This window comes from Virgibacillus salarius (assembly GCF_039521925.1).
Classification (GTDB): Bacteria; Bacillota; Bacilli; order Bacillales; family Amphibacillaceae; genus Virgibacillus; species Virgibacillus salarius.
Window position 1 is genome coordinate 14410 of the sequence record NZ_BAAACY010000073.1, and the last position, 13311, is coordinate 27720.

Sequence of the window (13311 nt, forward strand, 5' to 3'; positions counted from 1 at the left end):
CCTCCTTTTAGTGGCTGTCAATCTCTAATTCTTCGATACGTTTTTGGGCATATTTTCTATCTTTTTGTGCATAATAGGACACAGCTTTTTCTAAAATAACTACTGTGTTATATTCGGGAATTCCAGCATATGCCTCATATACTCCTTTTGGTATAAGAACATTCCCTTCTGGCCAATGCACTTCTAAATTACTAGATTTCATTGGAGCAAACTTTGCGCGTCCGGCAAATAACCCATGTTGATTATAAACAACGATTGGCTCACCATCTTCGATATGATACTTAACGGCGTCCTCTTCACTAATTAGTACATCCTCTCGTTTTGCATCATTAAAGGGATCTGTTTCACTGTAGACCATGGAATTAAACTGTTTTCCTCTTCGAGTTGTTACATAGAAATGCCCTTCGGGTTTTCTTAATTCTGGAATTTCGATTGCTATTAAATTTCCCCTGCCATCTGGAGTAGGACAAATTCCATCTTCACACAGCCAAGCGCCACCCCATTGAAAAAGATCCCGTCGTTTATGTAGGTGCTGGATGCCGTCATAATTTGGTGCAGCTTCTGCAATTTCCTTGCGAATAGCTGATGCATTGTCAAAATGAATATGTTCTTGCTTCTCTGGACATACCCGTTTAGCCAAGTCTATATAGATTTCCCACTCTGTACGGGCTTCTTCAATTCGTGGGCCCTTTATCTCTGGAGAGAAATAAACCATTCGTTCCGTAGATGTAGAGGTTCCGCCACCACGCTGTTCGTATCTAGTTCTTGCAGGTAATACGAGTACTGCTTCTTTTGCATCTGTAAGCGTGGATGTATTTAAGATAATATCCTGATGGACCCTGAGCTCGACGTTCTCAAGACATGTCTGAATAAAATCTGGATTTGGCATCGTTTCTAAGAAATTCCCACCGGATAAATAATAAAGATGAAGTTTTCGTTCATGACCATCTGGCAAGCAAGCATTTTCGAGAGACTCACCCACAATATCACCTTGCCAGGTAGGGATATCAAACTTCCAAATACCCTCTAATCGTTTTCGCTGATCATCATTCATATTACCTCCAGGTAATGAGAACGGATCGGCTCCCATTTCACCTGATCCCTGTACACCTGAATGCCCACGTATTGGCATTAGTCCACAAAACTCTCGACCGATAAAACCACGGAGTAATGCCAGATTAGCGATTTGTGATACATTGTCTGTACCGAAACGATGCTGCGTTAAACCCATTGACCAAACAAATACTGCTGACTTAGCATGTGCTAAGAGTGTAGCTAATTCAATCATTCTATTCCTAGAGAGACCAGATGATTCTTCCAGCTGCTCCCATGAATATGTATTAACGGTGGATTGTAGTTTTTCAAGGCCATTAACATGTTTACTAATAAAACCATGATCAAGCGCTGAGCCAGGTACTTCCTTCTCCATTTCGAACCAATGCTTCATAAGCCCGTGCATAAAGGCGATATCACCACCAATATGAACCTGATAAACATCGTCAGCTATTTTCGTGCCAAATAGGGCGGATTCTGCAATAGAAGGTATCCAATATTGATCCATAGAGGGTTCATGATATGGGTTGATAACAATAATTTTCGTTCCCTTTTTCTTTGCTGCATACATGTATTTGGTTGACACAGGCTGATTATTCGCAGCAACCGAACCCCAGAATATAAGAACGTCCGTTCCAATCCAATCCTTGTAATTACAAGTGGATGCACCTACACCAAGTGATCGGCTTAATGCAGTTTTGGAAGGAGAGTGGCAAATTCTTGAGGCATTATCAATGTTGTTTGTTCCAAGGAAACGCGCCACTTTTCCAAGAACATAGTATGTCTCATTCGTTATTCCACGAGAAGTCGTGTAGAAGGAAAATTGTTTCGGTTGCAAGGATTGTATTTTAGTAGCAATTGTATCTAGAGCTTGATCCCAAGAGATACGACGAAATTTACGTTCACCTTGTTTACGGATTAAAGGGTAAGGAATTCTACCAAGCTGACGTAATTCCGTGCTACTCCGATTTCGTAGCTCATCTATATCTGCATGTAGTATTTCTTTCTTAATTGCTGGCATTGTATTTAAGCGAAGAACATTTAATCTGGTAGTACAAAGGTGAGGGCCGGTTAGTGTTTGATCTTTAAGGCCTTGTACGCCAAGGGCGCAGCCATCACAAACTCCTTGTGTAAGGATACGCGTAGCGTAGGGTAGCCTATCTCTGTTTTCCCAAGCTACTTTGGCGGTATCTCGGATATGATGTGGCTTGATTTTTCCTAAACCAAAAGGAATTTTACTGACCCAAAGGGATGGGTCTGGTTTCTTCGAGAGCTTAATAGGTCCCTTATGTTTTGTTTTACCCAATCAAGATCCCTCCTATTTTATAAAGTGAGTCTATCTCTTCACTCAAACTAACCACTCGAACAATTTATATGTGAATAATGGAATATGGCAGATTGTCACAACGGGCAGTCGGTCTACGAGTCCCCTCGCCGCTGCAGAGAGGTCTCACCAGAACACGCTGTTTCTCAGGTATCGCTGCGCTTCGTTTTGTCTATGGAATGAGCATTACATCTTTCCAACAGTTGAAAAGTATTCTGTGTAACTGATGGTAAGTGCATTGAGGATTCAAGAAATATATAGGTACTTGCAATCGTATCATGTAAGCGAATACATTACAAATTTGCTTTTCTGTATGATGCTACGTATCTTATCTAAAATAAATGTAAGGTAGAGTGTAAAGTTTTAACTGGTCGAAAACTTTTTACAAAATGTCAAGGTATATATAAGTAAGAACGTCATGAAGGGAGATTGTCACTGGTGGTGGATAAAGAAACCAGGCTTATTAAAAAAATAAAGAAAGGCAATCATCAGGCATTTAAGAAGCTATATGATCGATTTGCTGACTATTCGCTACGAACAGCTTTTGCCATTACAAAAAATCAGTCAGATGCATCAGATATCGTTCAGGAAACCTTTATTCGTGTCTATCGAAATATTGATTCCTATGATATGTCCAGATCATTTAAGGCGTGGTTTTATCAAATATTAATTAATGAGACTAGGCGGTATATGAAAAAGAAAACAAAGCAAGCAAGGAGTATCGAATCAGATCAGTTACTAGATTTTTTGCACCAACAAACAGAGGAAGCATACCATTTTGATGATTTGTATCTAGCTATGGATAAATTGGAGGAAAATCATCGCACAGTAATCATATTAAAATATTTAAACGGATTTACGGAAAAAGATATTGCGGAAGTGCTTGAGTTAAATGTGAACACAGTGAAGTCTAGGCTGTTTAAAGCTAGAAAGCAATTGAAAGGTATGATGGGAGGTGCTTCTGATGAAAGATAATAACCTGTTTGATAAACAACTAGAAGCAGAACTCAAAAGGAAAACACAGCTTGATATGGACGTCAAACAAGCGATCTGGAAAAGCATTGAGGATGAATTATTCCACTCCATTACGGAACATGATAAGAATCGACGAGGAGTATGGGTAGCTGGCATATCATTAGCGGCAGTAATGCTCATTCTATTATTTGGAGTAATGACAGAGACTGGTCAGGCTATGATACAAAACTTAAAAGATTTGTTTATTGAAGAAAAGCAAGAACAGATCGAAATGGAAGGGCAACAAGAGGAGCTAGATACGCACCTGGAAACAAACGAGGAGCTTCGCTATGTTATTTATCTCGATGATGAACGCTATAAGATGGATAAGGGTGGAGAAGCTGACCGAATTGAACTAAAAGAAGAGCTTCCAGACAGTTATCCAGATGTTTATATGGAAATTAGGAGAGAAGAAAATACCACAACAGAAGAAGTAGCTGCCGATATTAAAGAAACATTGAATAACGAAGAAATGGAAATTGTTGAAGAAACTCGAACAAAAAATCCTATAGAGGCAGAGTTGATACGTGGCAGGGGGAGCAAATATCCTGAATGGGACACTCCTATTTACCAATATTATGTTACAGATTCGATGAACGGGCAAGTTTTTGTTATTAAACAAGCGTATTTTTTAGAAGCAGCTGAAGGACATGGAGCTCGCTTCCATTATATGTTAGAAAGCTTTGAAATTGTGAAGTAGTTAATTTAAGGAGGATAATGCTATGTGTGGATTCGTAGGAGTACTATTAGATCAAGAGGTTCAATTCAGTAATGAGCATTTGGAAGAAATCAAACTAGCAAATCAGCTAATTAGACATCGAGGTCCGGATGATGATGGTAGCTAGCATGATGATCATATAGCATTAGCCTTCCGAAGGTTAAGTATTATTGATATTGATGGAGGACAGCAGCCTTTTTCTTTTGGCAAGCAACGGTATTGGATGGTTTTTAATGGTGAGATATATAACTACAAAATAGTAAAAGAGCAATTAAAGAAAAAAGGGTATCATTTTACCACCAATTCAGATACAGAGGTTGCTGCTTTCTTATTTCTAGATCAAGGTGTTGAAGGATTCTCAGAACTTCGTGGTATGTTCGCCATATTAATCTGGGATAAAGACGAGAAAAGACTTTATGGAGCTAGGGATCCTTTTGGGATCAAACCATTTTACTACTGTGAAAATGAACATGATACTGTCTTTTCATCAGAGAAAAAGTGTATCTCTTATTTAAATAAGCAGGATGTAGTTGATCAACGAGCATTTCAGCATTACTTATCGTTTCAATACGTGCCAGATCCATTAACAATAACAGAAGGGATACAACGTTTAGCGCCTGGTCATTATTTTGTTAAGGATTGGCAAAAGCCGATACAAATCTCTAGATACTTTCATGCAAGTCTGCAACCAGTGCATAAAAATGAAAGACAGCTGATGTTTGCTATACGTGAAGTATTATTTGATTCAGTGACAGCACATATGCAAAGTGATGTCCCAGTAGGTGCTTTTTTGTCTGGTGGAATTGATTCAACAATCATAGTAGCAATGGCAAAACAAATAAATCCACAAATAAAAACTTTTTCGGTAGGGTTTGACGAGGCTGGCTACTCGGAAATCGATGTAGCAAAAGAGAGTGCTGAAAAGCTTGGCGTTGAAAATATTCATCGATATATCTCAGCCCAAGCATTTGTTAGTGAACTACCAAAAATAATCTGGCATATGGATGACCCTTTAGCCGATCCAGCAAGTATTCCGCTTTATTTTGTAGCAAATGAAGCAAGAAAGCATGTTAAAGTTGTGCTTTCGGGCGAGGGTGCAGATGAATTATTTGGTGGATACAATATTTACCGAGAGGCGGAAGCATTAAGGTTCTTTCAATATATACCTAAAGGCATTATGCCACTAGTCAAACGGATCGCAGATATGATGCCAGAGGGTGTGAAAGGTAAAAGCTTTTTACAGCGGGGAACTACAACACTTAAAGACAGATATATTGGCAATGCTAAGATGTTTGAAGAAGCGGAAAAACAACAGTTTATGCTGAATTATGCTAGTAACCAGTCCTATCAATCTTGGACAAAATCTTTATATAAGTGTGTAGAGGCCGCAGATCCCGTTCAAAAAATGCAATATATTGATATCCATACATGGTTATCAGGGGACATTTTAGTAAAGGCAGATCGAATGACGATGGCAAATTCATTAGAGTTACGTGTACCGTTTTTAGATAAGGCCGTTTTTGATGTTGCAAAACAAATACCCACACAATACAAGATAGCTGATGGTACGACGAAGTCTATTCTAAGAAAAGCGGTGCACGATATTATTCCAGCTCATGTGCTGAATCGGAAAAAGCTCGGTTTTCCCGTACCAATGAAATCCTGGTTACGAGATGAATTATATGAGTGGGCGAAAAATTTAATTAAAACGAGTGAAACCGATCATCTAGTTGACAAATCATTTATGTTAAATTTATTGGAGTTGCATGCTGCTAATAAGGGAGAACATGCAAGAAAGCTATGGACTGTACTTGTATTTATGCTATGGCATCAGATTTTTGTAGAAAATCGGTACGAGTTCTCGGAACTTAGACGTCAAGAGACTGGGGTTAAAAGCTCTTAACAGGTTAACAGCGTTAAAAGAAAGAAGCATGATTTATCCAGCTTGATTGTGAGAGAATCTCCATACGTTTAGTCGGCAAAATTGGATTTTGGCATAGGTAATTCGTATAAATTACCTCCTAGCAGTCAAACTAACAAGAGAATAGATCGAAGGAGGCTTAATGAATGGAGTTTGCCTGGGTTTGGAAAGCGGTATTGATTGTACTAGGAGGTACATTACTTCTACGATTTGCTGGTAGAAAATCTATTTCACAAATGACCTTGACACAAACGGTTATTATGATTGGGATAGGTTCACTACTCATCCAGCCGTTAGCTGGCAAGAATATTTGGGTTACATTAGGAGTAGGAGCAGTTCTAGTACTTACGTTAATCGTTATGGAATTTGTTCAAATTAAATCAGATTTCTTTGAAAATGTTATTACAGGAAAGTCAAAATTACTTATACATAATGGTGTCATACAAGAACAACATTTGAAAAAACTACGCTTGACTGTCGATCAATTAGAAATGAACTTAAGACAACAGAACGTCACAAGTATTCGAGATGTGCAATGGGCGACACTAGAACCAAATGGTCAAGTAGGCTTTGCCTTAAAGCCAGAGGCACAGCCAGTAACGAAGAAAGAATTTCAGGAGCTAGCTAATGAGTTAAAAAATGCGTTACAGGCAAATGCTCCGAACCAACAATTGTATGAAATAACGAAGCACTTACAAAGCTTAAATGAGCAAATGAAGCAAACTTCAAATGAAGATGATCTGTTTAAAGAAGTAGAAAATCATAAGCATGACAAAAACGCATCCCCCCCACGCCGTTTAGATTAACCTAATAGGTGCGGAAGTTATCTCCTCTAAATTTTAAAGAATATGGGGCTCGGACAAAAGAATTTTTAGCGATGTAAACCCCAAACTATATCTGAAATATTTCAGATGAAGTTTGGGGTTATTGTTTTGGAGACAGGTAGTTCATTCGTCGCTTAGTCAAATGCTTCGCTTTCCGCGAGCGCGTCTTCAGAACGCGATTTTTCCGTTACTTCAAACAATAAAGGTAAACAAAAACCCCACAGATTGAAGTTTCACTTTATTCATCATCGGTACTTTTTGTATGGATGTAGATGGTTGAACTACGGTAATGCTTGGATGCGCGAATATCAACAGTAGCGGCCTTAATAAAGGACCATGCTAAAAGTGCCATGATGAAAATAACAGGAAAAGCTGCCACGATACTTGCTGTTTGTAATGTTTCCAAATCGCCGACAAACATGAGTACCATTGGAAGAAGACATAGGGTAAATGCCCAAAATAGCCGATTCCACCGAAGCGGTTCAGATTGAATTTTCTTTTGCACCACAGCTGCCAAAATGAATGATGAGGAATCAAAGGTAGTTGCTAAAAATATAATGGCCAATACCGTAAAAACACCAATCATCATTTTAGCTAATGGCAGCTGTTCTAAAATAGCAATAATTGCGGCAGGCGCACCATGTTCATTCATAAAACCGATCACATCAAATTGTCCGCTTAATTGTAAATACAACCCGAAATTTCCGAGAATACCGAAAAACAAAATGGAGCCGAAAGTTCCGTATATCATAGTTCCTAAAACCATCTCACGTATGGTACGTCCTCTGGAAATACGTGCAACAAATAATCCAACAAACGGTGCGTAGACAACCCACCATGCCCAATAAAATACCGTCCAGGATTCAGGAAATCTTGTTTCTTCAAATCCAGCTAAATTAGCGAATGGCTCAAGCCATGTAGCCATTTTAAAAAAGCTATCGGCTACCTGTCCGACACTAGTAAAAGTAGTCTCGGTAATGAAAAGTGTAGGTCCAAAGATAAAAACAAATAAAAGGACAAAAATGGCAAGCCATAAGTTAATATCACTTAGTACTTTAATTCCCTTTGTAAGGCCGGAATAGGCACTGATAGCAAAAATTAGTGTGCAAATCAACATAACGATAGCTTTTAGACCTAAGGTGACAGGAATGCCGGTTAAGTTGTTGATTCCTTCTGCGATCATAGGTGTGCCTAAGGCTAACGTAGTACCAGCACCGCCTAATAATCCAAACATAAACAGTACATCAATGATAATGCCAATTGGCGTATCAATCCATTTTCCAATGACAGGTCTGACCGCTTCACTAATTTTTAATACAGATGTCTTACGAACATAATAAAAGTAGGCAATAGGTAATGCCGGTAATGTATAAATCGCCCAAGCTATTGGGCCCCAATGAAATATACCATAGGAGGCTGCCCACGGAATTGCTGCTGCCGACTCAGGAGCTATACCGAATGGGGGTCCTTGATAGTAATAGGCCCACTCGATCATTCCCCAATAGAGAATACTCGATCCTATTCCCGCTGCAAATAGCATGGCCGCCCAAGAGAAACTCCCGAACTCTTTATCGTCCTGCTTCGTTCCTAACTTAATATTACCGTATTTACTAATGGCAACATATAAAAGAAAAACAAAACATAATAAGCCAAGTGCTAAGTAGAGGAACCCGAACTTACCAGTCATAAAGCTGTTAGCTGCATTGACAAGCTCCGCACCGGCCTCTGGGAAGAAGATTAAGGGTAAACATACACATAATAAAAGAATTAAAGCACTGATAAATGTACGCCAATCGATTAGCTTTGTCTTCATAAAGAATCATCCTTTCTACCATCAATATGTAGTATTCTTATTATCTGATGTTACAGAACGGGGATAAAAATTTATTTTGTTCCATCGACAAACCATGGAGATGCCCTTACTCCTTCTCGGATAAGCGTACAGGCCATAACAAAGCACCAAAATTGAAGTATTGCTTTAAATGGAGGTAAACTTACTTGAATAAGGGTTTACTACTGCATATCAATCTGATCGTATGTATTAAGATTTACACATAGGAATAATTCATACATTAGATTTTTGTCTTGAATATCTGATCAGAAGAAATCTAATATACAAGGTTGTAAGACGTCTATGACTGTTAGCCTGTTCTCTATCATAGGGAATATTTTCTATTAAATTTTTAAAGCAGTTTCTAGCGTTGTTTTATCTCAATTTTGACCGTTTTTGAACGTTCTGTCGTCTCTATTTTTTCGCTAAAATGATTGCATTCCGGAATGTTATATGCTAAGCTTTTAACACAATATATCGTAAAACTATCAGGAAACAAATACTATATATAGTGTTTTTATGACATTTAAGTAACCGATTTCGTGTTAGAAAATTGAGATTGTTGAGAACCCAAAAGGATCAAGAATTCTATCCTCACGAGATACAGCGGTTTTTTATTTTTGCATGATAATTATTAAAATTATTAGATATTCATTTTTTACTAGGATCTGTTTCATGTCCTGCGAAAAAGGTTAATGACAGGAGCGTATCTCTTACTAGATCGCTGAACAGGATTTAGAAGCAGTTAAAGGGAGGATTATAGATGATCATTGAATTGACATCGAATAAAGAGAAACTTATAGAAGTAATTGATAATGCTGCGCAAGGACTAGCTATTCACACAGAAGCATACAAGCAAAAAGCGTTTAAAACCATACATGAGGATACACCAATTGAAAAAGCAATTGATATGCTTGTTAAAAATGCATTGGAAAATATTGATGAATCTGAACCAGAATGGACATATCTAGCAAGCCGTATTTATTTACAAGAACTGTATCGTCAAGCAGGTGAGAATCGTCAATATGATGGACATGCAAAGTATGGCGATTTCTACGCATTATTAAACATGCTTACGGATAAAAAGATTTATAAGCCTACATTACTTGATACGTATACAAAAGAAGAGATTGATTATTTTGCACAACAAATAAACGCAGCAAAGGATTTATCATTTACATATCTAGGATTATATACGTTAGCAACTCGTTACCTTGCAACGGATCATGATAAGAACGTTTTTGAACTTCCGCAAGAACGTTGGATGGTTATTGCAATGACGTTAATGCAACATGAGGATAAGGCACATCGTACGGAACATGTCTTGGAAGCTTATTGGGCACTAAGCAATCTCTATATGACAGTTGCTACACCGACACTTGCGAACGCAGGTAAGACTCATGGCCAACTTTCAAGCTGTTTTATTGATACAGTAGATGATAGCTTACAATCAATTTACGACAGTAACACAGACATTGCTAAGCTATCGAAAAACGGTGGTGGAATTGGCGTATATATGGGTAAGATTCGTAGCCGCGGTAGCTCTATTAAAGGATTTAAAGGTATGTCGAGTGGTGTTGTCCCATGGATTAAACAATTAAACAATACAGCAGTAAATGTGGATCAGCTAGGAACCAGAAAAGGTGCAATTGCTGTATATTTAGATGTTTGGCATCGTGATATTGAAGCATTCCTTGATCTTAAGCTAAATAATGGGGATGATCGCATGCGTGCCCATGATATCTTTACAGGTGTAACACTTCCAGACCTATTTATGGAACAGGTAGAAAAACGTGAAGACTGGTATTTATTTGATCCACATGAAGTTCGGCAAGTAATGGGCTATTCATTAGAGGACTTTTATGATGAAGCAAAAGGAAACGGTACGTGGCGTGAAAAATATCAAGAATGTGTGGAATCCGATCAGTTAACAAAGCGAAAAATACCAGCGATCGATATTATGAAGCGCATTATGAAGTCACAGCTTGAATCAGGTACACCATTTATGTTTTACCGTGATGAAGTAAATCGTCAGAACAGTAATAGTCATAATGGAATGATCTATTGTTCTAATCTATGTACAGAAATTACACAAAACCAATCTCCATCTGAATTTATGGAGGAATTTCTTGAAGGTGAGAGCACGATCGTCAAGAAATATCAATCAGGAGATTATGTGGTTTGTAATTTAAGTTCGATTAATTTGGGTAAGGCTGTTCCAGACGAAATATTAGAACGGTTAATTAAAATTCAAGTGCGTATGTTAGATAATGTGATAGATATCAATAATTTACCGATTATGCAGGCGCAGTTAACGAACAAAAAATACCGTGCTATCGGACTTGGAACATTTGGTTGGCACCATTTATTAGCAAGAAAGAATTTGCAATGGGAAACCGATGAAGCAGTAAACTATGCGAATGATTTATACGAAAAAATTGCTTTCTTGACAATTAAGTCCAGCATGGAATTAAGTAAAGAAAAAGGAAGCTATCCAGCGTACGAAGGCAGTAAGTGGAGCTCAGGAGAATATTTTGATTTGAAGGGTTATCATAAAGGCGAGTGGCTAACATTAAAAGAAGCTGTTAAAGAACACGGTATGCGTAACGGCTATTTAATGGCAGTTGCACCGAACTCAACAACAGCAATGATTGCTGGCTCAACAGCTAGTATTGACCCAATCTTCAAGCCGTTCTATAACGAAGAGAAGAAGGATTTTAAAATTCCTGTCACTGCACCAGATTTAACGCATGAGACATATAATGTATATCGACGTTCTGCTTATATTGTGGATCAGCGTTGGTCTGTAAAACAAAATGCTGCAAGACAAAAGCATATTGATCAAAGTCTATCATTTAATTTTTATGTTCCGAATACGATTAGAGCTTCCGTGTTACTGGACCTTCATTTACAAGCTTGGAGAGAGGGCTTAAAAACTACCTATTACGTTCGATCCACCTCAAGTGAAGTTGAGGAATGTGAGTGGTGTCAAAGTTGAGGGCGTTAATTGCGTACTTGACATATAGTGGTAATACAAAAGAAGTAGCTACGATTATTGAAGATGCCTTAAATCAGGAAGGGTTTACTACGGCGGTTCACCGAATTGGAATTGACCCGCCGATACGTCCGTCCGAATATGATATACTATTTATCGGCACCTTTACTTGGGATAAAGGAAGTACACCAGAGGAAGTAAAAGATTTTATACTGGAAGTAGGCTATAAACCAAGTAATGTTGCCATATTTGGAACGGGAGATACACAGTTTGGCGGAGACGACTTATTTTGTAGAGCAGTTGATAAATTAAGTCATTTTTATAACAGTCCATGGCAGGGGTTGAAGGTTGAACAATCCCCACGTGGTTTACAAGAATCAAAAGTGAAAGACTGGGTGGAAGGAGTACTGCATCATGTCAAAAGTCATGCTTGAAAAAGCGAAAACATTAGAGCCACTAAATCCAAATAAGTCCACGGGGATTTTTGGAGGTAAATCAAGTGGTATTCTGAATTGGAATGATATTGCTTATCCACACTGGTATAAAATGTACAAGCGACTTGTCGGAAATTATTGGCAAGCAGATGAAGTGAATATGCAGAGCGATATCAAACAATTTCCTTCTTTATCAGAAGAAGAACAAGATGCATATCTAAAAATTATTGGATTGTTATCAACATTAGATGCACCACAAACGAGAACAGCATTATTACTATCTTTATATGCAACAGATCCATCGGTTCAATCGATTATGGCAGTAATCGCACAGCAGGAAGCTGTGCATAATGAAAGTTATTCCTATGTTCTATCCTCTGTTGTCTCACTAGACGAACAGAATAAGTCCTTTCAATTAGGAAGAAAGGATCCCATTTTACTTAAACGTAATGAAAATCTAATTAAGCAATATAACGCATTTGTTGAAGAGCCATCGATTGAAAATATTTTAAAAACGATGGTCTATACATCGCTATTAGAAGGGATGTTCTTCTATTCCGGCTTTGCATTTTTCTATAATCTAGCACGCCATAATAAGATGGTTGGAACTTCTACGATGATCAGTTATATTAATAGGGATGAGTTAGAGCATGGTCGATTTATTTCGGAGCTATTCCGTGCGACATTAGCTGAAAATCCAGAATATAACACGGAATCATTTACACAATGGGTATATGATCACTTCAAAGAGTCCGTAGAATTAGAGATTGAATGGTCTAACTATGTATTAGGTAATGTAGAAGGCATTGATTTAGATGAAATGGCAGGTTATATAAAATATCGTGCAAATAAAATGCTTCGTATGATGGGGTTACAAGATATTTATCCAGATCACTTGGATAATCCACTAAAATGGATTAGAGCTTATGTGGATAATTTTGATGGAACAAAAACAGATTTCTTTGAACAGAAATCACGTCAATATACTAAGACAAGTGACCTAAACGGATTTGATGATTTATAAAAAAGAAATCGACGATATCGCCGATTCCTCAAGCTGTCGAGAAATTCGACAGCTTATTTTATAAGTTAAGAAAGTATAAAATAGTGCAATGACTGCGTTAAGTCAAGTAGTTATTTTGAAATGTTTGATGTCTATTGGCAATGCTCCGACTAATTACTTCGCTTTCCGCGGGC

Annotated in this window: 8 protein-coding genes and 1 pseudogene; 7 read left to right on the plus strand and 2 right to left on the minus strand. The window is 37.9% G+C overall.

Annotated features, from left to right (window positions below; translation table 11 throughout):
* Window positions 1-7 precede the first annotated feature (7 nt).
* The gene (locus tag ABDZ84_RS09680) at window positions 8-2359 is read right to left on the minus strand and encodes an FdhF/YdeP family oxidoreductase (protein WP_026683066.1); all 2352 of its coding nucleotides are present in this window, start codon (window positions 2357-2359) and stop codon (window positions 8-10) included.
* 456 nt (window positions 2360-2815) lie between these two features.
* Between ABDZ84_RS09680 and ABDZ84_RS09685 the strand changes: the two genes are divergently transcribed.
* The 4 genes and pseudogenes from ABDZ84_RS09685 to ABDZ84_RS09700 all read left to right on the plus strand — a co-directional run bounded on the left by ABDZ84_RS09685 (window position 2816) and on the right by ABDZ84_RS09700 (window position 6836).
* The gene (locus ABDZ84_RS09685; protein ID WP_026683065.1) at window positions 2816-3352 is read left to right on the plus strand and encodes an RNA polymerase sigma factor; all 537 of its coding nucleotides are present in this window, start codon (window positions 2816-2818) and stop codon (window positions 3350-3352) included.
* Window positions 3342-4091, plus strand: coding sequence for a hypothetical protein (locus ABDZ84_RS09690; RefSeq protein WP_166530929.1), 750 nt, complete (start codon window positions 3342-3344; stop codon window positions 4089-4091). Before ABDZ84_RS09685 ends, ABDZ84_RS09690 begins: the two co-directional genes overlap by 11 nt.
* Before the next feature lie 22 nt (window positions 4092-4113).
* Window positions 4114-6012: pseudogene (gene asnB, locus ABDZ84_RS09695) on the plus strand (asparagine synthase (glutamine-hydrolyzing)).
* 164 nt (window positions 6013-6176) lie between these two features.
* Window positions 6177-6836: a YetF domain-containing protein gene (locus tag ABDZ84_RS09700; protein ID WP_343781279.1), complete on the plus strand. Its 660-nt coding sequence runs from the start codon at window positions 6177-6179 to the stop codon at window positions 6834-6836.
* A gap of 256 nt (window positions 6837-7092) precedes the next feature.
* Here the strand turns inward: ABDZ84_RS09700 and ABDZ84_RS09705 are convergent, their stop codons facing one another.
* Window positions 7093-8667 (minus strand): BCCT family transporter, encoded by a 1575-nt coding sequence (locus ABDZ84_RS09705; protein ID WP_281949955.1) that lies wholly within the window; start codon window positions 8665-8667, stop codon window positions 7093-7095.
* 781 nt (window positions 8668-9448) lie between these two features.
* On the opposite strand from ABDZ84_RS09705, the gene ABDZ84_RS09710 reads away from it, so the two are divergent.
* Genes ABDZ84_RS09710 through ABDZ84_RS09720 form a run of 3 tightly spaced genes read left to right on the plus strand, consistent with a single transcriptional unit; the run spans window position 9449 to window position 13138 of the window.
* Entirely contained in the window at window positions 9449-11683 is a 2235-nt protein-coding gene (locus ABDZ84_RS09710) for a ribonucleoside-diphosphate reductase subunit alpha (protein WP_026683062.1), read from the plus strand.
* On the plus strand, window positions 11668-12114 hold the full coding sequence (locus tag ABDZ84_RS09715; RefSeq protein WP_281949956.1) for a flavodoxin: 447 nt from the start codon (window positions 11668-11670) through the stop codon (window positions 12112-12114). The genes ABDZ84_RS09710 and ABDZ84_RS09715 overlap by 16 nt, the downstream gene beginning before the upstream one ends.
* The gene (locus ABDZ84_RS09720; RefSeq protein WP_026683060.1) at window positions 12095-13138 is read left to right on the plus strand and encodes a ribonucleotide-diphosphate reductase subunit beta; all 1044 of its coding nucleotides are present in this window, start codon (window positions 12095-12097) and stop codon (window positions 13136-13138) included. The genes ABDZ84_RS09715 and ABDZ84_RS09720 overlap by 20 nt, the downstream gene beginning before the upstream one ends.
* Window positions 13139-13311: the final 173 nt, after the last annotated feature.